This window comes from Mesorhizobium intechi, from assembly GCF_002879535.1.
Taxonomy (GTDB): Bacteria; Pseudomonadota; Alphaproteobacteria; order Rhizobiales; family Rhizobiaceae; genus Mesorhizobium; species Mesorhizobium intechi.
Genome location: NZ_PNOT02000239.1, coordinates 49,219 through 70,243 on the forward strand (window position 1 = coordinate 49,219; position 21,025 = coordinate 70,243).

General features: G+C 63.8%; 17 protein-coding genes. 13 read left to right on the plus strand and 4 right to left on the minus strand.

The window, feature by feature from the left end; all coding sequences use genetic code 11:
- Nucleotides 1-33 precede the first annotated feature (33 nt).
- Together C1D09_RS21050 and C1D09_RS21055 are read left to right on the plus strand one after the other, a co-directional pair.
- A complete protein-coding gene (locus C1D09_RS21050; protein ID WP_143976121.1) occupies nucleotides 34-1,008 on the plus strand; it encodes an LLM class flavin-dependent oxidoreductase in 975 nt (324 codons plus the stop codon).
- Complete coding sequence (locus C1D09_RS21055) at nucleotides 1,005-2,252, plus strand: LLM class flavin-dependent oxidoreductase (protein ID WP_143976122.1); 1,248 nt, start codon at nucleotides 1,005-1,007, stop codon at nucleotides 2,250-2,252. The genes C1D09_RS21050 and C1D09_RS21055 overlap by 4 nt, the downstream gene beginning before the upstream one ends.
- A 13-nt stretch (nucleotides 2,253-2,265) precedes the next feature.
- Here C1D09_RS21055 and xdhC read toward each other — a convergent pair whose 3' ends face one another.
- The 4 genes from xdhC to uraH all read right to left on the minus strand — a co-directional run bounded on the left by xdhC (nucleotide 2,266) and on the right by uraH (nucleotide 7,432).
- Nucleotides 2,266-3,165, minus strand: a complete 900-nt coding sequence (xdhC, locus tag C1D09_RS21060) for a xanthine dehydrogenase accessory protein XdhC (protein ID WP_143976149.1) — start codon at nucleotides 3,163-3,165, stop codon at nucleotides 2,266-2,268.
- A gap of 62 nt (nucleotides 3,166-3,227) precedes the next feature.
- A complete protein-coding gene (xdhB, locus tag C1D09_RS21065; RefSeq protein ID WP_143976123.1) occupies nucleotides 3,228-5,573 on the minus strand; it encodes a xanthine dehydrogenase molybdopterin binding subunit in 2,346 nt (781 codons plus the stop codon).
- A complete protein-coding gene (gene xdhA, locus C1D09_RS21070) occupies nucleotides 5,573-7,054 on the minus strand; it encodes a xanthine dehydrogenase small subunit (protein WP_143976124.1) in 1,482 nt (493 codons plus the stop codon). Before xdhA ends, xdhB begins: the two co-directional genes overlap by 1 nt.
- Nucleotides 7,055-7,057: 3 nt before the next feature.
- Nucleotides 7,058-7,432, minus strand: a complete 375-nt coding sequence (gene uraH / locus C1D09_RS21075; protein ID WP_143976125.1) for a hydroxyisourate hydrolase — start codon at nucleotides 7,430-7,432, stop codon at nucleotides 7,058-7,060.
- A gap of 182 nt (nucleotides 7,433-7,614) precedes the next feature.
- Between uraH and puuE the strand changes: the two genes are divergently transcribed.
- The 11 genes from puuE (at nucleotide 7,615) to C1D09_RS21130 (ending at nucleotide 20,947) form a co-directional block, all read left to right on the plus strand.
- On the plus strand, nucleotides 7,615-9,033 hold the full coding sequence (gene puuE / locus C1D09_RS21080; protein ID WP_143976126.1) for an allantoinase PuuE: 1,419 nt from the start codon (nucleotides 7,615-7,617) through the stop codon (nucleotides 9,031-9,033).
- A 10-nt stretch (nucleotides 9,034-9,043) separates the two neighbouring features.
- The gene (locus C1D09_RS21085) at nucleotides 9,044-9,907 is read left to right on the plus strand and encodes a bifunctional allantoicase/(S)-ureidoglycine aminohydrolase (protein ID WP_143976127.1); all 864 of its coding nucleotides are present in this window, start codon (nucleotides 9,044-9,046) and stop codon (nucleotides 9,905-9,907) included.
- Nucleotides 9,904-10,395: an ureidoglycolate lyase gene (locus C1D09_RS21090; RefSeq protein ID WP_143976128.1), complete on the plus strand. Its 492-nt coding sequence runs from the start codon at nucleotides 9,904-9,906 to the stop codon at nucleotides 10,393-10,395. Before C1D09_RS21085 ends, C1D09_RS21090 begins: the two co-directional genes overlap by 4 nt.
- 14 nt (nucleotides 10,396-10,409) lie before the next feature.
- Nucleotides 10,410-11,003, plus strand: coding sequence for a nucleoside deaminase (locus C1D09_RS21095; RefSeq protein ID WP_143976129.1), 594 nt, complete (start codon nucleotides 10,410-10,412; stop codon nucleotides 11,001-11,003).
- Between the two features lie 97 nt (nucleotides 11,004-11,100).
- Nucleotides 11,101-13,086, plus strand: coding sequence for a CocE/NonD family hydrolase (locus tag C1D09_RS21100; protein ID WP_143976130.1), 1,986 nt, complete (start codon nucleotides 11,101-11,103; stop codon nucleotides 13,084-13,086).
- 154 nt (nucleotides 13,087-13,240) lie between these two features.
- Nucleotides 13,241-14,827: an ABC transporter substrate-binding protein gene (locus C1D09_RS21105; RefSeq protein WP_143976131.1), complete on the plus strand. Its 1,587-nt coding sequence runs from the start codon at nucleotides 13,241-13,243 to the stop codon at nucleotides 14,825-14,827.
- Between the two features lie 16 nt (nucleotides 14,828-14,843).
- Nucleotides 14,844-15,803 carry an ABC transporter permease gene (locus tag C1D09_RS21110; protein WP_143976132.1) on the plus strand — a complete coding sequence of 320 codons (960 nt, stop codon included), beginning with the start codon at nucleotides 14,844-14,846 and terminating at the stop codon, nucleotides 15,801-15,803.
- Between the two features lie 10 nt (nucleotides 15,804-15,813).
- Nucleotides 15,814-16,638 (plus strand): ABC transporter permease, encoded by an 825-nt coding sequence (locus C1D09_RS21115; protein WP_143976133.1) that lies wholly within the window; start codon nucleotides 15,814-15,816, stop codon nucleotides 16,636-16,638.
- Nucleotides 16,638-18,308, plus strand: coding sequence for an ABC transporter ATP-binding protein (locus C1D09_RS21120; RefSeq protein WP_143976134.1), 1,671 nt, complete (start codon nucleotides 16,638-16,640; stop codon nucleotides 18,306-18,308). The genes C1D09_RS21115 and C1D09_RS21120 overlap by 1 nt, the downstream gene beginning before the upstream one ends.
- Nucleotides 18,309-18,419: 111 nt before the next feature.
- Nucleotides 18,420-20,009 (plus strand): ABC transporter substrate-binding protein, encoded by a 1,590-nt coding sequence (locus tag C1D09_RS21125; protein ID WP_143976135.1) that lies wholly within the window; start codon nucleotides 18,420-18,422, stop codon nucleotides 20,007-20,009.
- A gap of 98 nt (nucleotides 20,010-20,107) precedes the next feature.
- Nucleotides 20,108-20,947, plus strand: a complete 840-nt coding sequence (locus C1D09_RS21130) for an alkaline phosphatase family protein (protein ID WP_143976136.1) — start codon at nucleotides 20,108-20,110, stop codon at nucleotides 20,945-20,947.
- Nucleotides 20,948-21,025: the final 78 nt, after the last annotated feature.

Genomic DNA, 21,025 nt, shown 5'->3' on the forward strand with positions numbered 1-21,025 from the left:
TGCCTTGCGCACCGGCGAACCTAGGTTGACGCAATGCATCTCGCCATTTCGCTCAACATCGCCGCCGCCGACAAACAGGCCGTTCTGGATTTCGGAGAGATCAAGACCTTCGTGCGGGCGGCAGAGGCGGCCGGCATCGATATGGTCGTGATTTCCGACTCCGCGGAGGGCTTATCAAGCGCCCCGTTCGAAGCGACGACGCTGCTGGCCGCCCTGGCGACCGTCACCGACAAGATCGGGCTGGTCGCCGCCGCCTCGACCGTTGCCCACCAGCCCTACAATCTGGCGCGCCGCTTCGCTTCGCTCGACATCATCAGCCATGGCCGCGCCGGCTGGCATGCGACGATGGCGCAAGGCTCCCGCGAAGCCGCCAATTTTAGCCGGCCGGAAGGATTTTCCGACACGGACTTTCGTCGCCGCACCGCGGAATATATCGACATCGTTCAAGGCCTGTGTCGGGGCTGGGATGCGGATGCGCTGCTGTTCGACAAAACAGGTGGCCGCTTCCATGACCCGGAAAAGATGCATCTGCTCGACCACAAGGGCGAGTTCTTCTCCGTGCGGGGGCCGCTGAACGTCGCACGCTCGCCGCAGGATACGCCGGTGCTGGTGCTGTCCGGCCTGTCCGGGCCCGACCTGGATATTGCGACCCGCACCGCCGATGTCATTTTGCTGGAGGACGGCTCGACCGAGAGCGCGAAAATACGCTTCGATGATCTGAAGCGTCGCGCAACGGCCGCCGGGCGCGATCCGGACGCTGTGAAGATCCTGACGAATATCTCGTTCGCCCCGGATGATGGGCCAGCCGCGACCGCGGACAGGCTGGAAACTGAATTGCGGCTGAAAAGTTGCGACGGTTTCAACATCCAGCTGACCGCGCACTCAGCGCTCGACGATTTCGCCGATCGGGTTCTGCCGGAGTTGCGGCGACGCGGCCTCGTTCGAGAGGGCTATCGCGGGGCGACGTTGCGCTCGCATCTTGGACTTGCCGGCGGAGGTGGCCAATGACCGCGCAGATGAAGCTCGGCGCCTTCCTCTGGGCGACTGGTCACCACATCGCCGCCTGGCGCCACCCGAAGGCGCATGCGACGGCCGGCATCGATATCGACCATTACGTCCAGCTGGCGCGCACGGCGGAGCGGGCGAAGTTCGACATGATCTTCTGCGAGGACGCCGCAGGCCTGCGCGAAGCCAATGTCGGGATCGCCAGCCAGACCTCGCGTTCGATCGGCTTCGAGCCGATCAGCCTGCTGTCGGCGTTGGCCGTGCAGACCAGCCGCATCGGTCTCGTGTCGACGGCGTCGACAAGCTACAACGAGCCTTACGGGCTGGCGCGGACCTTTCTGTCGCTCGATCATCTCAGCGGCGGACGGGCGGGCTGGAACCTGGTCACCTCGGCCAGCCCGATCGAAGCAGCCAATTTCGGCTCGACGGGCCTCAAGCCCCATGCCGACCGCTACGAGCGGGCGCGCGAATTCGCCGAGGTGGTCAGCGGGCTATGGCACGGCAAGGCTCCCGGCCATGACGGCCAGAGCTTTTCGGTTCGCGATCCGCTCGATCTGCCACGCTCGCCACAAGGCGCACCGGTCATGGTGCAGGCCGGCGCCTCGGATGTCGGCCGCGACCTTGCCGCCTGCACCGCCGATGTGGTGTTCACGGCTGCGCAGACTTTTGAGGAAGCCAAAGCCTTCTACGATGATCTCAAAGGGCGCATGGCCGCCTATGGGCGTGAGCCCGACGACATCAAGATCATGCCCGGCGTCTCGCCCGTGGTGGCGGAAACCGAGGCCGAGGCCCGGGAGAAGCATGAGGAATTGCAGGAGTTGATACCCGACGATGTCGGCGTGGCGCTGTTGTCCAGCTATCTCAGCATCTCCGATCTCTGGCGCTATCCCATCGACGGACCGCTGCCCGAATTGCCCGAGAGCGAGGGGATGAAAAGCCGGCAGGCGCTGGTCGTCGAACAATCGCGCCGCGACGGCCTGTCCATCCGCCAGCTGGCCCGCCATTTCGCCGGCGCGCGCGGTCATTGGCGCATAGTGGGCACGGCGGCTCAGGTCGCCGACGAATTGCAGGCCCGTTTTGAAGGCGGCGCGGCCGACGGCTACAACGTGATGCCGTCCTATTTCCCTGGCGAACTCAATGCCTTTACCGCGCTGGTGGTGCCGGAACTGCAGCGGCGCGGCCTGTTCCGCCGGGAGTATGAGGGTCGCACCTTGCGCGACCATCTGGGCTTGAAACGGCCGGTTTAGCAGCAGCGCAAGCTTAGCCGGCCATCACCCTGCCATGCGGCCGGTCGGCACTCGGTGCGGCGTTGCGAAGCACCAGCGCCGTCATGATCTCGGCGGCGGCAAGCGCGGCAATGACCTGAGGGCGTTTGTCCTTGACGGCATCGCCGCCGATCGGCGAAACGAGGCGGGCAAACTGCGCGTCCGTGCCTTCAGCCGATTTCAGGAACCAGTTCCTGAAAGTCGCCTTCTTTGTCTTAGAGCCGATCATGCCGACATAGGCCGCGTCGTCGCGTTTCAAGGCTTCGGCGACGATCAGGAAATCCAGCGCATGGTCGTGGGTGAGAATGGCGAAAACAGTGCCGGCGGGAGCGTTGCGCACCTCGGCCTCGGGCATCGGCGTCAGCCGCGTCTCGACGGTTTCCGGCATGCCTTCCAGCGCCTCGGCCCGGGTCTCGATGACGACGCCGCGCACGGGAAGGAGAGCGATCGTCGACGCCAGCGCCTGGCCGACATGGCCGCCACCGAAGATATAGACGTGCGGCAGGTGGGCTTCTTCGACTTCGGCAGCCGAAACCAACCCGGCAGCGAGCGCGCTGTCGACAAGCCGGATCAAGACTTCGACGCGCCCGCCACAGCATTGGCCAATCTCCGGCCCGAGAGGCACGTCGAGCGTGGCGCCGACTTCATCGACCTCGATGCGGCCCCCTTTGCGCTGCCGCTTGCCGGGTGAAAACGCCACCATCTGTCGCGCCTTGTCGATCGCCATATATTCGAGCTGGCCACCGCCGATCGTGCCAAAAATCGCCTGCCGCGAGACGAGCATGAAGGCGCCCTTCTCGCGCGGCGTCGAGCCTTTGGTGCCGGCCACCTCGACCAAAGCGATGCGACCCGGGCCAGCCAGGAAGTCTTTCAGGCTTTGCACATTCGAAGTCATCATCCACATTCCCGTGCGGGAAACATAGGGTTTTTCGGTCTGAATTGCACGTTTTGCCGGATTCAGGCCTTCGCCTCGCCTTTCAGCCGCTCGATCGTCATCAGCACACGCTCCGGCGTCGCCGGAGCATCAAGGCGCGGACAGATCCTGTGATCGGCGACGCTGGCCACCGCATCCGACAGCGCGTGCAGCACCGACATGCCGAGCGGGAAGGGCGGCTCACCGACCGCCTTGGAGCGGTGGATCGTCGGCTCACCCGCTTCCGGCCAGTCGGCCAATGTGACATTGAAGATCTTCGGCCGGTCGGAGGCGAGCGGGATCTTGTAGGTCGAAGGCGCGTGGGTGCGCAGGCGGCCCTTCTCGTCCCACCACAATTCCTCGGTCGTCAGCCAGCCCATGCCCTGGATGAAGCCGCCCTCGATCTGGCCGAGGTCGATGGCGCGGTTCAGCGAACGGCCGGTCTCGTGCAGGATGTCGGTGCGCTCGACCACATACTCGCCGGTCAGCGTGTCGACCGAGACTTCCGAGCAGGAGGCGCCATAGGCGAAATAGTAGAAAGGGCGGCCCTCGCCCTTGTCGCGATTCCAGTGGATTTTCGGCGTCTTGTAGAAGCCCGCGGCTGAAAGCTGGATGCGCGCCATATAGGCCTGCTTGACGAGATCGGCGAAGGCGATCTCCTGGTTGCCGATACGCACCCGGTTGGGCAAGAACAGCACCTGATCGCGCGGCACCTGGTATTTCTCGGCGGCGAAATCGGTCAGACGGTCCTTGATCTGGCGAGCGCCATTCTGTGCCGCCATGCCATTGAGGTCCGAACCGGACGATGCCGCGGTTGCCGAGGTGTTGGGTACCTTGCCGGTGGTGGTCGCGGTGATCTTCACCTGGTCGAGATCGATCTGGAATTCTTCCGCCACCACCTGCGCGACCTTGAGGTACAGCCCCTGCCCCATCTCGGTGCCGCCATGGTTCAGATGCACCGAACCATCGGTGTAGACATGCACCAGCGCGCCGGCCTGGTTGTAGTGCGTGGCGGTGAAGGAAATGCCGAACTTGACCGGTGTGAGCGCCAGGCCGCGCTTGATGAAACGGCTGTTGGCATTGAAGGCCGATATTTCGCGCCGTCGCCGCGCATAGCTGGCGCTCTGCTCGAGTTCGGCGACGATGCGCTGGATGATGTTGTCCTCGACCGTCTGGTGGTAGGGCGTGATGTTGCGGTCGCTGGTGCCATAGAAATTCTTCTTGCGGATCTCGAGCGGATCCTTGCCAACCGCGAACGCAACCTCGTCGATGACGCGTTCGGCGCCGACCATGCCTTGCGGACCGCCAAAGCCCCGGAAGGCGGTGTTCGACACGGTGTTGGTGTAGAGCGGCGCCGATTGCGCGTGCACCGCCGGCCAGAAATAGGTGTTGTCGCAATGGAACAGCGCGCGATCGGTCACCGGGCCCGACAGATCCGACGAGAAGCCGCAACGTGCGGCGAACATGAAATCGACACCGAGAATGTTGCCCTCGTCGTCGAAGCCGACTTCGTAGTCGACGAGGAAGTCATGACGCTTGCCGGTGGCGATCATGTCGTCGTCGCGGTCGGGCCGGATCTTGACGGCGCGATGGTGCTTCTTGGCGGCGATGGCCGCGAGCGCGGCAAACTGGTTGCCCTGCGTTTCCTTGCCGCCGAAACCGCCGCCCATGCGGCGGATCTCCACCGTGATGGCATTGCTGGGTATGCCGAGCGCATGGCTCACCATGTGCTGGACTTCGCTCGGATGCTGGGTCGAGGAATAGATGGTGACGTCCTGATCCTCGCCCGGAACGGCCATGGCGATATGGCCTTCAAGATAGAAATGTTCCTGGCCGCCGACGCGCATCTTTCCCTTCAGCCGGCGTGGCGCCGCCTTGATCGCAGCGGCCGCATCGCCGCGCTTCAAGGTAAGCGGCGGCGTGACGAGCTTGTCCTTCCTCGGATCGAGTTCGCCAATGTCGGTGACGAAGGGCAATTGACTGTATTCAACCTTGGCCAGCCCGGTGGCGCGGCGTGCCTGCTCGCGGGTTTGGGCGATGACGCAGAAGATCGGCTGGCCGAAGAACTCGACCTTGCCGTCGGCGAGCACCGGCTCGTCGTGCCGGCCGGTCGGCGAAATGTCGTTCTCGCCCGGAACATCCTTTGCCGTCAGCACATCCACGACTCCGGAAGCAGCGCGCACCGCCGAAAGATCCATGCGGGTGATGGTGGCATGCGCGGCGGCCGACAGACCGAGGCAGCCATGCAGCGTGCCGGCCGGTTCCGGCATGTCGTCGATGTAGACGGCTGTGCCACTGACATGCTTGTGGGCGGAATCATGCCGCTGATCGGTGGCGACGCCCCCGACGATCTTCTCAGCCTTGAGATTTGATGTGGCGTGCTTGTTCATCATGCCGCCTCGTTGCGGGAAACCTGGAAGGGCGCCCTGGTGCCGGAAGTTTCGACGAAAAAGCGCAACAACAGGTTCTTGGCCGCCAGAGCCCGGTATTCGGCTGACGCCCGCATGTCGGTGAGCGGGGTGAAATCCCTGGCGTATTGCGCCATCGCCGTCTCGACCGTCTCTTCGGTCCATGGCTTGCCGAGCAGCGCCTTTTCGACGAAAGACGCCCGCTTCGGCGTCGCCGCCATGCCGCCATAGGCGATGCGCACATCGGCGACCGTGCCGTCCTTCGCCAGCGCCAGGAAGAAGGCGGCGAGGGTAGCGGTAATATCCTCGTCGCGGCGCTTGGTGATCTTGTAGACGGCAAATTTCTCTCCCTTGGCGGGCACGGGTACGTGCACGGCCTCGACGAATTCGCCCGGCTGCCGGTCCTGCTTGCCATAGGCGATGAAGAAGGTTTCCAGCGGGATCGTGCGCCGCTTCTTGCCCTTGCGCAGCGTCAGGCGCGCGCCGAGCGCGATCAAGGGCGGCGGCGTGTCGCCGATCGGCGAGCCGTTGGCGATGTTGCCGCCGATGGTGCCCATGTTGCGCACCTGTTCACCGCCGATGCGGTCGAACAGCGGCCCCAGCGCCGGGATGCGTTTCGATAGTGTCGAAAAAGCCTCGGTGTAGGTGACGCCGGCGCCGATCGACATGACGCCCTTGTCTTCGGCGATGGTGCACAGCCCGTCGAGATTGCCGATGAAGACCGCCGGAGAGATGTCGCGCATATGCTTGGTCACCCACAGGCCGACATCGGTCGAGCCGGCGACGATCGTGGCGCCCGGTTCCTTGTCCAGGATAGTGGCGAAATCGTCGACATTGGCCGGCACGATGACCCGTCTCTTGCCCGAACCGATCTCGACCCGCGCGCCGTCCCGCAAGGCCTCCAGCCTCGCCGTGACAGCCTTGCGCTCCGTCGCCAGCGGATCTTTCCCCGCCTTGCCGTAGCTGGAGATGGCGTGCGCGGCGCGCATGATCGCCTCATAGCCGGTGCAGCGGCAGAGATTGCCTTGCAAAGCCTTTTCAATCGCCGCGTTCGACGGATCCGGCGACTTCATCCACAGGCCATAGAGCGACATGACGAAGCCCGGCGTGCAGAAGCCGCATTGCGAGCCATGGAAATCGACCATCGCCTGCTGGACCGGATGCAACTGGCCGGGCTGGCCGCGCAAATGTTCCACCGTCACGACATGCGTGCCGTCGAGCGAGCCAAGGAAGCGGATGCAGGCATTGACGCTTTCATAGACCAGTCCCCCGGTCGACAGCCTGCCGACCAGAACGGTGCAGGCACCGCAATCGCCCTCGGCGCAGCCTTCCTTGGTGCCGCGCAGCGAACGGTCGAGCCGCAGCCAGTCGAGCAGGGTCGTGTCCGGCGCCACTGAGGACAGCACGACATCCCCTCCGTTGAGGATGAACCGGATTTCGTTGCGGATGTTGACCTTGGCCATGCCTCAGCTCCCCCTGTAGGTCGAATAGCCATAGGGCGAGATCAGCAATGGCACGTGATAATGCACCGCCTCCGCCATGCCGAAACGGATCGGCACGCTGTCAAGGAACGCCGGCTCGGGCAATTTGGTGCCCTGGCCGCGCAGATAATCGCCGGCCGCGAACACCAGTTCGTATTCGCCAGTGCGGAATTCAGCCCCCGCCAGCAGCGGCGCGTCGCAGCGGCCGTCGGCATTGGTCGCGACCGTCTTCAGATGCGTCCTGGCCGAGCCGTCGTGACGATAGAGCGCGATCGACAACCCAACCGCCGGCTTGCCGGTCGCGGTGTCGAGGACATGCGTCGTCAGACGTCCGCCATCGGCTTTCGACGTTTCTGCCACTGGCGCCTCCCATTTCCCTGCAGTCGAACAAAGCGATGAATTGTGCGCCAATTAAAGGCGATGCATAAGTCCCGGTCGAGCGGAGCGGCACAAAAACACTTTCAAAAATTTCAAGGGAATGCGGCGGCAACCCTTTCGACTATCCTGATCACAACTTCCGGCGGTGTCCGGCAGGAGGGGCAATGCGTTACGAAAGAGACATGCGCGGCTACGGAGCCAATCCACCGGATCCGAAATGGCCCGGCGGGGCGCATGTCGCGGTACAGTTCGTCGTCAATTACGAAGAGGGCGGCGAGAATTGCGTGCTGCATGGCGACAAGGCGTCGGAAGCCTTCCTGTCGGAAATCGTCGGCGCCGCGCCCTGGGTGGGACAGCGCCATTGGAACATGGAATCGATCTACGAATATGGTGCGCGGGCCGGCTTCTGGCGGCTGCTGCGCCTGTTCAGCGATTCGCAAGTCCCTGTGACCTGCTACGGTGTCGCTTCGGCACTTGCCCGCTCGCCCGACCAGGTCACCGCAATGCAGGACGCAGGGTGGGAGATCGCCTCGCACGGGTTGCGGTGGATCGACTATCGCGATCATAGCGCCGAGGACGAGCGCCGCGACCTCGAAGCGGCAATCAAGCTGCATTACGAGGTGACGGGCCAGCGCCCGACGGGTTGGTATACGGGCCGCACATCGGTCAACACGGTGCGGCTGGTGGCCGAAGAAGGCGGCTTCGACTACGTCTCCGACACCTATGACGACGAACTGCCCTACTGGTTCGAGCACAGTGGCGGCACGCAGCTTATCATTCCCTATACGCTCGACGCCAACGACATGCGCTTCGCCACGCCGCAGGGCTTCAATTCGGGCGACCAGTTCTTCGCCTATCTCAGGGATAGTTTCGACACGCTCTATGCCGAGGGCCAGGCCGGGCGGCCGCGCATGATGAATATCGGCCTGCATTGCCGCCTCGTCGGGCGGCCGGGCCGGGTGGCGGCGCTGAAGCGCTTCGTCGACTATGTCAAGTCGCACGACAGGGTCTGGCTGGCGCGGCGCATCGACATCGCCAAACACTGGCAGGAGAACCATCCCTACAAGCCGGCCGCGCTGCGCCCCTCGAAGATGGAATTCGAGACATTCGTCCACACTTTCGGCGGCGTGTTCGAGCATTCGCCCTGGATCGCCGAGCGCGCCTACGAGCTGGAGCTGGGCCCGGCGCACGATACGGCCGGCGGCCTGCACAATGCGCTCTGCCGCATCTTCCGTTCAGCCAGCGAAGCCGAGCGGCTGGGCGTGCTCAACGCCCATCCCGACCTTGCCGGCAAACTGGCCAAGGCCAGGCGGCTGACGGCGGAATCGACAAGGGAACAAGCCTCCGCCGGCCTCGACGCGCTGACCGACAAGGAACGCGAACTGTTCTCCAAGCTCAACGCCGCTTACGTCACCACCTTCGGGTTCCCCTTCATCATCGCGGTGAAGGGCAAGACGAAGGAGGAAATCCTCACCGAGTTCGAAGCGCGCATCGGCAACAGCCGCGGCGTCGAATTCGAGACCGCCTGCAAACAGGTCGAGCGCATCGCGCTGCTTCGCCTCAGAGACATGCTACCGCAATAGGTTTGAACCCATGGATACGATCAGGATGCCAGAGCGCACCTACTACGCACCGCATGGCGGCCATCCCGGCCAATCGGAATTGCTGACAGGCCGCGCCGTCTTCACCGATGCCTACGCCGTCATTCCCAAGGGCGTCATGCGGGACATCGTCACCAGCGCCTTGCCGTTCTGGGACAAGACCCGCGTCTGGATCCTGTCGCGGCCACTGTCCGGTTTTGCCGAGACATTCTCGCAATACATTGTCGAGGTGGAGCCCGGCGGCGGCAGCGACCGGCCGGAGCCCGATGCCGGCGCAGAAGGCGCCCTGTTCGTGGTCGAAGGCGAGCTGACCGTTCTGCTTTCCGGCAAGAAGCATGTGTTGCGGCCCGGCGGCTTTGCCTTCCTGCCGCCGGCGAGCGGCTGGACCGTTCGCAATGGGAGCAAGGCGCCTGTGCGCTTCCACTGGATTCGCAAGGCCTACGAAGTGGTCGACGGCCTCGACGTGCCGGAAGCCTTCTTCACCAACGAACAGGATATCGCGCCGACGCCGATGCCGGGCACCGAAGGCCGCTGGGCGACGACACGCTTCGTCGATCCCGCCGATCTGCGCCACGACATGCATATGACCATCGTCACCCTCGAGCCGGGCGCGGTCATTCCCTTCGCCGAGACGCATGTGATGGAACACGGGCTCTATGTGCTGGAAGGCAAGGCGGTCTACCGCCTCAACCAGGACTGGGTCGAGGTCGAGGCCGGCGACTATATGTGGCTGCGCGCCTTCTGCCCGCAGGCCTGCTATGCCGGCGGCCCAGGAAAGTTCCGCTATCTGCTCTACAAGGACGTCAACCGCCACGCCAAGCTCGGTGGGGCCGGCTTTGGCGGTCACGCGCGGTGACCCGCATCACGGCACAGAGGCTGACCCGTGAGGCCTTTGCCCCCTTCGGCGATGTCATCGACATGAGCGGCGACAACCACTATCCGATCAATGGCGGCAAGGCCGAGCGCTACCATGATCTGGCCACGGCTGAAGCCACCGGACCGAACGCCCGCGTGCTGATCTCAATGGTGCGCGGCACGCCTTACGAACTGCCGCTGAAGCTGACCATGGTCGAGCGGCACCCGTTCGGCAGCCAGGCCTTCATTCCGCTGTCGCCGCGTCCGTTCCTGGTCGTCGTGTGCCAGGACGGCAAGGAAGGACCGGGCGAACCGCACGCCTTCATCAGCGCGCCCGGACAAGGCATCAACTATTCGCGCAATGTCTGGCACGGCGTGTTGACGCCGCTCGGCGACCCCCAGGATTTCCTGATCGTCGACCGTGGCGGCGACGGCTCCAACCTCGAAGAGTTTCATTTCTCGCACGCCTACGAGATCCATCTCCCCTGAAAGCTTTGATTCCCATGACCGATATATCGCTGATCGACCGCCTGCTCGACGTGATCGAGCACGACATCGTGCCGAAGACGGCCGAAGGCATTGCTCATGGCAACAAGCTGTTCGGCGCGGCGATCCTGCGTAAGGACGACCGTTCGCTGGTGCTGGCCGAGACCAATAACGAGATCGAAAACCCGCTCTGGCACGGCGAGGTGCATTGCCTGAAACGGTTCTACGAAATGCCCAGGGCCGAGCGCGTCGACACCAGGGACGCGCTGTTCATCGCCACGCATGAGCCCTGCTCGCTCTGTCTGTCGGCGATCACCTGGACGGGCTTCGACAATTTCTACTATCTCTTCAGCCACGAGGATTCGCGCGACAGCTTTGCGATCCCGCACGACCTGAAGATCCTGAAAGAGGTCTTCACCCTCGACCCAGGCGGCTACAATGCCCAGAACGCCTATTGGAAGAGTTTCTCCATCCGCAGAATGGTGCGGGCGCTGCCCGAGGCAGAACGGCAGCGGCTGGAGACGCGCATCGGCAAGATCTCGGCACGCTACGACGAGATGTCCGACGCCTACCAGGCGAGCAAGGCCGACAACGACATTCCGCTGAACTGAGGGGGTGTCCTCGTTAGCAGTACAGGTCGCATAATTCGCTGCTCCAGTCGCGAATGGCGATTGAAACTTGCCGCGCCTCGGGGCGTTATGCGCACCCATGAAAACCGTCACCGAATTTCCCCGCAAGGTCGTTGAATTTCCCGACATGGGCATCGTCATGCCGGATGGCTGCCGCCTGTCCGCCAGGGTGTGGATGCCGGAGGATGCCGGCGAGGATCCGGTGCCTGTCATCCTCGAGCACCTGCCCTACCGCAAGCGTGACGGCACCATTTTTCGCGATCAGCTGACGCATCCCTATTTCGCCGGCCACGGCTACGCCTCGATCCGCGTCGACATGCGCGGCAATGGCGATTCCGAAGGGCTGATGGACGACGAATATTCGGAGCAGGAATTGCAGGACGCCTGCGACGTCATCGCCTGGGCGGCGGCTCAGCCCTGGTGCAACGGCAATGTCGGCATGATGGGCATCTCCTGGGGCGGCTTCAACTGCCTGCAGGTTGCGGCCAGGCAGCCGCCGGCGCTGAAGGCGGTTATCAGCCTGTGCTCGACCGTCGACCGCTATGCCGACGACATCCACTACAAGGGCGGCTGCCTGCTGAGCGAGAATTTCGGCTGGGCCTCGACCATGCTCTCCTATTCATCGCGGCCGCCGGACCCGCTGATCGCCGGCGACAACAGATGGCGCGATCTGTGGCTGACCCGGTTGGAGAACCAGCGCTTCCTTTTGCCGCTGTGGCTCAGCCACCAGCACCGCGACGCCTATTGGAAGCGCGGCTCGATCTGCGAGGATTTTTCGGCCGTCAAGGCCGCCGTTTTGTCGATCGGCGGCTGGCATGACGGCTACCGCAACACGATCTCGCACCTCGTCACCAACATCGAGGCGCCGGTCAAGGGCATTGTCGGCCCCTGGATCCACAAATACCCGCACTATGCAGGCCCCCAGCCGGCCATCGGCTTCCTGCAGGAAGCGCTGCGCTGGTGGGACCGCTGGCTGAAGGGCTCTGTGACCGGCGTCGAGAACGAGCCCGCCTACCGCGCCTATGTGATGGACAGCGTGCGCCCGGCGCGCTGGCACCCCGAGCGGCCCGGCCGTTGGGTGGCCGAGCAACAATGGCCGTCACCCACGATCAAGACCCAGGTCATCGAACTGCTGCCTAAGGGGAGCCAACCCACCATTGTCGCCTCGCCGCAGAGCTGTGGGCTTGCCGGCGGCGAATATTTTCCGTTCACCTTCGGCCCCGAATTGCCCGGCGACCAGCGTGCCGACGATGCACTGTCGGCGTGTTTCGACCAACCGGAACTCGCCCAGACCATCGACATTGTCGGCGCGCCGGAAGTCGAGGTCACGTTCGCTTCCGATCGCCCGCAGGCCAACATCGCGGTGCGGCTCTGCGACGTCCATCCCGACGGAGCTTCCGAACTGATCTCCTACGGTGTGCTCAATTTGACGCATCGCGAATCGCACGAATTCCCACAGGCCCTGGTGCCGGGCGAGACCGTGTCGGCGCGCGTCGTGCTCGATCAATGCGCCTACCGCATGCCGGCCGGCCACCGCCTGCGCGTCGCCGTGTCGAACGCCTATTGGCCCATGATCTGGCCATCGCCGGAGCCGGTGCAGTTGAGCTTGTCGGCGGCGACACTCGCCTTGCCGCTGCGCCCGCTGGCGAAAGGCGACGAAGCGACGTTCGCCGAGCCCGAAGCTGCTACCCCCTGGGCGACCGAGACGATCCGTGCAGCCAATTCCGAGCGCCATGTCGATCGCGACGAAAAGACCGGAATCGTCACGCTTTCCATAACGGATGATTTCGGCGAGGTGCGCGATCTCGACCACGGCCTGGTCAATGGCAGCATCGCGCGCGAAACATGGACGATCCATCCTGACGATCCATCGTCAGCCTCCGGGAAAACACACTGGACGCAAACACTGTCGCGAAATGGATGGTCGGTGCGCACCGAGACATGGGCCGACATGCGATCGGACGCACAAAACTTCATCGTCAGCGCCAGAATTGAGGCCTATGAGGGCGAAAAAATCGTCTTCGAGCGCGATTTCGAGGAGAAAATTCCACGTGCGCTTGTTTGAGCGCTGACACCGTTGGTCCAAATGCGACGTACGATTTACGCCACGGCATGTCGCATTCGGTCTTGCTTACGGCATGAGCTTGCCCTCATTATTCAGGGAGAATTAACAACAAAAATCGACCGCAGAGTCGAACCAACAGAGTGAGGAACTCAACATGTCGAACGAACTGGAATTCCTTAGCCGGCGTGTCGCGGCGGGCAAGCTGAGCCGTCGTGATTTTCTCGGTCGCGCGGCGGCGCTCGGCATCGCCGCGCCCTTCGCCAATTCGCTGCTTTCAAGCGCGGCGCGCGCGGCAGGCCCGGTCAAGGGCGGCACGCTGAAGGCCGGCCTGGTCGGCGGCGAATCCACCAACAGTCTCGATCCGGCCCTGTTCATGACGCAGGTGCCGTTCGCCTTCGGCAAGTGCTGGGGTGAAATGATCGTCGAGCTGTCGCCCGAGGGCAAGCTCGAGAACCGCATCGCCGAAGAGATCGGCTCGTCCAAGGATGCGAAGGTCTGGACGCTGAAGATCCGCGACGGCGTCGAATTCCATAACGGCAAGACCGTGACCGCCGAGGACGTTGCCGCTACCCTCGAGCGCCATTCGGACGAGAAGTCGAAATCCGGCGCGCTCGGCTACATGAAGGGCATCGATTCCATCAAGGCCAGCGGCAAGGAAGTGGTGCTGACGCTCAAGGAGGCCAATGCCGACCTTCCCTACCTGCTCAGCGACTACCACCTGATCGTCCAGCCCAACGGCGGCAAGGACAAGCCCGATGCCGGCATTTCGGCCGGCCCGTATGTGGTCAAGACAAACGAGCCCGGCGTGCGCCACGGCGCCGAGCGTTTCGCCAATTACTGGCAAGGCGACAAGATGGGCCATGCCGACCAGATCGAAGTCATCGTCATCAATGACGCGACGGCGCGCACGGCGGCCCTGCAGGGCGGCCAGGTCAACATGATCAACCGCGTCGAGCCGAAGATCGTCGATCTGATCAAGCGCGTGCCGGGCGTGACCATCCGCAATCATGCGGGGCCGGGCCACTATGTGTTCATCATGCATTGCAACACGGCGCCCTTCGACAACAACGACCTGCGCATGGCGCTTAAGCTCGCCATCGATCGCGAGGAGATGCTGACCAAGGTGCTGCGCGGCTATGGCTCGCTCGGCAACGACTTCCCGATCAACGCCTCCTATCCGCTGTTCACCGAAATCGAGCAGCGCAAGTACGATCCCGACAAGGCCAAGTTCCACTACAAGAAGTCCGGTCATGACGGCACCGTTCTGCTGAGGACTTCGGACGTCGCCTTCCCCGGCGCGGTCGACGCCTCGCAGCTCTTCCAGCAGAGCGCGGCCAAGGCCGGCATCAAGATCGAGCTCAAGCGCGAGCCCGGCGACGGTTACTGGAACGAGGTCTGGAACAAGCAGCCCTTCTGCGCTTCCTACTGGGGCGGACGCTCGACGCAGGACCAGATGTACTCGACCGCCTATCTGTCGACCGCCGACTGGAACGACACGCGTTTCAAGCGTCCGGACTTCGACAAGATGGTGCTGGCGGCGCGCGCCGAGCTCGACGAGGCCAAGCGCAAGCAGATGTACCACGACATGGCCGTCATGGTGCGTGACGAAGGCGGCCTGATCCTGCCGATGTTCAACCAGTTCATCGACGCCACCGGCGCCAAGGTCGATGGCTGGGTGGACGATCCGCACCAGGAACTGATGAACGGCTACGCCCTGGCGAAGTGCTGGCTGCAGGCCTGAGTCCGGCTTTGCGGAGATGTCCTTACCCATCCTGAAGCTAATTGCCCAGCGCATCGCGCTGGGCATCCTCCTTCTGCTGGCCATTTCGGTCCTGATCTTCGCCGGCACGCAAATCCTGCCCGGCGACGTCGCGCAGGCCATTCTGGGACAATCGGCAACGCCGGAATCGCTCGCCAATCTGCGCGAACAGCTCGGCCTCAACGACCCGGCCTATGTCAGGTATTTCCACTGGCTCGGCGGCGTGCTGACCGGCGACCTCGGCACCGCCATGTCGAGCGGCCAGGATATCGCCACCTCGATCAAGGGCCGGCTATGGAATACGCTGTTCCTCGCCTTCTGGGCGGCGATCGTGGCCGTGCCGCTGGCGATCATCCTCGGCCTGATCGCCGTGCGCTACCGCAATGGTTGGGTCGACAAGCTGATCTCCGGACTGGCGCTCGCCTCGACCTCGTTCCCGGAATTCTTCGTCGGCTATCTCCTTGTCTATTTCTTCGCGGTGAAATGGCAGATGTTCCCCGCCATCTCGACCGTCTATGACGGCATGCCGTTCGGCGAGCGGATGCAGGCCATCGCGCTGCCGGCGACGGCGCTGACGCTGGTGGTGCTGGCCCACATGATGCGCATGACCCGCGCCGCCATCCTCAACGTCATGCAGTCAGCCTACGTCGAGACGGCGGAGCTCAAGGGGCTCTCGGCCTTCGCCGTCATCCGCAAGCATGCCTTCCCGAACGCCATCGCGCCGATCATCAACGTCGTCATGCTCAACCTCGCCTATCTCATCGTCGGCGTCGTCGTGGTCGAGGTGATCTTTGTCTATCCCGGCATGGGGCAGTATCTGGTCGACCACGTCACCAAGCGCGACGTGCCGGTGGTGCAGGCGGTCGGCCTGATCTTTGCCGCCGTCTATATCAGCCTCAACATCATCGCGGACATTGGGGCGATCGTCGCCAATCCGCGTCTCAGACATCCGAAGTGAGGGGGCGGGCATGCTCGATATAAGACGCATCCCCATCCCAGCCCTGATCGGCCTGGTGCTGACCGCACTGTTCGTGCTGGCGGCGATCTTCGCGCCGTGGATCTCGCCGCACGACAATGCCGAGATCGTCGGCGACGTCTGGGAACCAATGTCGGCCGCGCATTGGCTGGGCACCGACAATCTCGGCCGCGATCTCTTGTCGCGCATGATCTACGGCGCCCGCATCACCCTGTTCATCGCCGTGCTGGCGACCGCGCTGTCCTTCTCGCTCGGCGCCATACTCGGTTTCTCGGCGGCGGTGTTCGGCGGGTGGTTCGACACGGTCCTGTCGCGCCTCGTCGACCTGCTGATGTCGATCCCGACCCTGATCATGGGCCTGGTCGTGCTCTCCGTGCTGCCGACGAACCTGGTGACGCTGATCCTGGTCATGGGCATTCTCGACTCGACCCGAGTCTACCGCCTGTCACGCGCGGTCGCCGTGGACATCAACGTCATGGACTATGTCGAAGCAGCCAAGCTGCGCGGTGAAGGCAGTGCCTGGATCATCTTCCGCGAGATCCTGCCCAATGCGCTGTCGCCGCTGGTTTCGGAACTCGGTTTGCGCTTCATCTATGCGGTGCTGTTCCTCTCGACGCTGTCGTTCCTCGGCCTTGGCGTGCAACCGCCCGACGCCGACTGGGGCGGCATGGTCAAGGAGAACAAGGACGGCATCGTCTTCGGCATCGCCGCAGCGCTCATACCGGCGGGTGCGATCGCCGCGCTAGCCATCTCGGTCAACCTTGTCGCCGACTGGATCCTCAACCGCACGACAAGCCTGAAGGGAGGACGCGGGTGATGGCTGACAGCAACGCGAAGCCCGGACAACCCAAGGCAGGCGTGCTGCTCGATATCCGCAATCTGCGCATCGAGGCCACGGTCTACCCGCCCGGCGAGGCGCCAAAGAACATCGTGCTGGTGCACGATGTCTCGCTGACGCTGGAAAAGGGCAAGGTGCTGGGGCTGATCGGTGAATCCGGCGCCGGCAAGTCGACCATCGGCCTGTCGTCGATGGGCTATGGCCGTGGCGGCGTGCGCATCACCGGCGGCGAGGTAATCCTCAACGGCCGCGACATCCTGAAGGGTGGCAAGGAAGGTTTCCGCAAACTGCGCGGCCGCGAGGTCTGCTATGTCGCGCAGTCGGCGGCGGCTGCCTTCAACCCGGCGCACCGGCTGATGGACCAGGTGGTGGAAGCCACGCTGCTGCATGGCACGGCGACACGCGCCGAAGCCGAAAGGCGCGCTGTCGCGCTGTTCAAGAAGCTCAGCCTGCCAAACCCGGAAACCATCGGCGAGCGCTTTCCGCACCAGGTCTCGGGCGGCCAGTTGCAGCGGGTAATGACAGCAATGGCGCTGTGCTCGGAACCCGACCTGATCGTCTTCGACGAGCCGACAACGGCGCTCGACGTGACGACTCAGATCGACGTGCTGGCGGCGATCAAGGACGCCATCCGCGACACGCATGTGGCGGCGCTCTACATCACCCACGACCTCGCGGTCGTCGCCCAGGTCTCCGACGAGATCATGGTGCTGCGCCATGGCAGGCTGGTCGAATGGGGCGGTACCCGCCAGATCATCAAGGAGCCGCGCCAGCAATATACCAACGCGCTGGTCTCGGTGCATGAGATCGAGCACCAGGAGCAGAACCCCGGCGTGACCCCGTTCCTGTCGGTGAAGAACGTCACCGCCGCTTATGGCGGCGGTCACGTCAAGGTACTGAAGAACGTCTCGGTCGACATCTACCCGGGCCAGACGCTGGCAGTGGTCGGCGAATCCGGCTCCGGCAAGTCGACGCTGGCGCGCGCCATCACCGGCCTTTTGCCGCCCGAGCAAGGCACCGTCACCTTCGACGGGCGCCCGCTCGCCAACCGGCTCGCCGACCGGCCGAAGGAAGACCTGCGCCAACTGCAGATGATCTACCAGATGGCAGATGTCGCGATGAACCCGCGCCAGACCGTCGGCACGATCATCGGCCGGCCGCTCGAATTCTATTTCGGCATGCGCGGCAGGGAACGCGACAAGCGCGTCGCCGAACTGCTCGACGAGATCGAGATGGGCAAGGGCTTTGTCGATCGCTATCCGGCTGAACTTTCGGGCGGCCAGAAGCAGCGCGTCTGCATTGCCCGCTCGCTCGCGGCCAAGCCGAAGCTGATCATCTGCGACGAGGTGACCTCGGCGCTCGATCCGCTGGTCGCCAACGGCATCCTCAAGCTGCTGCTCAACCTGCAGCAGCACGAGAAGGTCGCCTATCTTTTCATCACCCACGATCTGGCGACGGTGAAGTCGATCGCCGATTCGATCGCGGTGATGTATCGCGGCGAAGTGGTCCGCTACGGTTCGAAGAGCAAGGTTCTGACGCCGCCCTTCGACGCCTATACCGACCTTCTCCTGTCGTCGGTTCCGGAGATGGAGATCGGCTGGCTGGAAAAGGCGATCAAGGGGCGGCGCATGGCCAGCGCGGGGAACTAGCGGTCCATTTGCCAGGCGGCGGCTGGCGTCATCCGGATGCAACACGAAAGCGCCACACGTCCTTGCGGACGGGCGCTGCCCGTGACGTGGTTTTCAACAGGGGGCAGGAACATGACGACTGAACTCGACCATCTCGCCGATCTCGCCGGCCAGGGCCGGATATCGCGCCGCGACTTCCTTGGCCGCACGGCGGCACTGGGTGTGTCGGCGGCGCTGGCAACGACGCTGGCCGGGAAGGCCTTCGCGCAGACGCCGGTCAAGGGCGGCATCCTCAAGGCCGGCCTGCAGGGCGGTGAGTCGACCAACAGCCTCGACCCCGCGCTGAACCTCAGCCAGGTCACCTACAGCTTCGGCAAGCAGTGGGGCGAATATCTGGTCCGGCTGATGCCCGACAACAGCCTGACCAATATGATCGCGCAGGAGATCGGCGCGTCCAAGGACGCCAAGACCTGGACGATCAAGGTGCGCGACGGCATCGAGTTCCACAATGGCAAGACCGTCACCGCCGAGGACATCGCCGCCACCATCGAGCGCCATGCCGACGAAAAATCCAAGTCCGGCGCGCTCGGCATCCTCAAGAACATCAAGGGCGTCAAGGCAAGCGGCAAGGAAGTCGTCGTCACGCTCGGCGATGCCGACGCCGATTTCCCCTATCTGATGGCCGACTACCACCTCGTCATCCAGCCAAATGGCGGCAAGGACAACCCGAATGCCGGCATCAGCGCCGGTCCATACAAGGTCACAATCAACCAGCCTGGCGTGCGCCATGGCGGCGAGCGCTTCGCCAATTACTGGCAAGGCGACAAAATGGGCCATGCCGACCAGATCGAGATCGTCGTCATCAATGACGCCACCGCGCGGCTTGCCGCGCTGCAGGGCGGCCAGGTGCACATGATCAACCGCGTCGAGCCCAAGGTCGTCGACCTGGTCAAGCGCATCCCCGGCGTCAGCATCGAGAACGTGTCGGGCAAGGGCTACTACCCGTTCAACATGTTCTGCGACACGGCGCCCTTCGACAACAACGACCTGCGCATGGCGCTGAAACTCGCCATGGACCGTGAGGAGATGCTGACGAAGATCCTGCGCGGCTACGGTTCGGTCGGCAACGACTTCCCGATCAACGAAGCCTACCCGTTGTTCTCGACCGACATCGAACAGCGCAAGTTCGACCCGGAGAAGGCGGCTGCTCTCTACAAGAAGTCGGGCCACAGCGGCTCGATCCTGCTGCGCACTTCCGACGTTGCCTTCCCCGGCGCCGTCGATGCCGCCCAGCTCTATCAGCAATCCTGCGCCAAGGCCGGCATCAAGATCGAGATCAAGCGCGAGCCCGGCGACGGCTACTGGTCGGAAGTCTGGAACAAGCAGCCCTTCTCTCTCTCCTACTGGGGCGGCCGCGCCACGCAGGACCAGATGTATTCCACCGGCTACGTCTCGACCGCCGACTGGAACGACACCCGCTTCAAACGGCCGGAATTCGACAAGATGCTGTTTGCGGCACGCGGCGAACTCGACCAAGCCAAGCGCAAGGCGATCTACCACGACATGGCGGTGCTGATGCGCGACGAGGGCGGCCTGATCGTGCCGTTCTTCAACCAGTTCATCGATGCCGCCGCCACCAACAAGATCGGCGGCTTCGCCAAGAGCCCGATCGGCGAAATGATGGATGGCTACGCGCTGGCTGAATGCTGGCTCAACGCTTAGCCGCATCCTACCTGCCTGATTCACGTGTAAGAACGCCGTGTGAGCGAAACGGCATGCGGCGTTCCCGTTTCAACCACCAGACATCCATGGAGCAGCCCATGGCGCTCAAGTCCAAGCTTCTGCTGATCATCCTCGATGGCGTGCCCTACAGGAACTGGCGCCGGCTGATGGGCAATCTCGAAGGCTGGCTGCAGTCGGGCGAAGCGCGGGTCTGGAAGATGCGCTCGGTGCTGCCATCGACATCGGCCTGCTGCTATGCCTCGATCCACACCGGCGTGTCGCCGCAGGTGCATGGCATTCTTTCCAACGAGAATCGCTTCCGCGTCGCGCAGCCCGACATCTTCTCGGAGGTCAGCAAGGCCGGCGGCAAGACCGGGGCGGTTACCCATTCCTACTGGTCGGAATTCTTCCGCTCCTACCCGTTCGACCTGGTCGAGGACATGGAATATGACGAGCCCGGTGGGCCGATCACGCATGGCCGCTTCCACACCATGACCGGCTACAATGCCCGCAACCAGATGACGCCGAGCGATGTCGACCTGTTCGCGACCCTGACCATGATGACCAAACGCCACGGTATCGACTACGGCATCCTGCACACCTGCACGCTGGACTCGATGGGACATCGCTTCGGCCATGACTGCCACGAGATGGACCATGCGGTCTATGCTATGGACGGCATGCTGGCCGCCTTCCTGCCGGGCTGGATCGCGGCCGGCTACGAGGTCATGGTCACCGCCGACCACGGCCAGACGGACCGCGGCCACCATGGCGGCCATGACGACGAGATGCAGGATTTCGCGCTGTATTATTTCGGCCAGGGCAAGGGGCCGCAGGCCGACACGCTGCTCGATCAGCTGCAGCTGGCGCCGACGGTGCTGAGCCGGCTTGGCGTGCCGGTGCCAGAGAGCATGAAGGCGAAGCCGTTTTTGAGTTGAGCGAGCCGCCCCCCTTGTGAAGGGGGATTGTCGCGAAGCGACAAGACGGACAAGGGGTACTCCAGCTTGGCACTGACG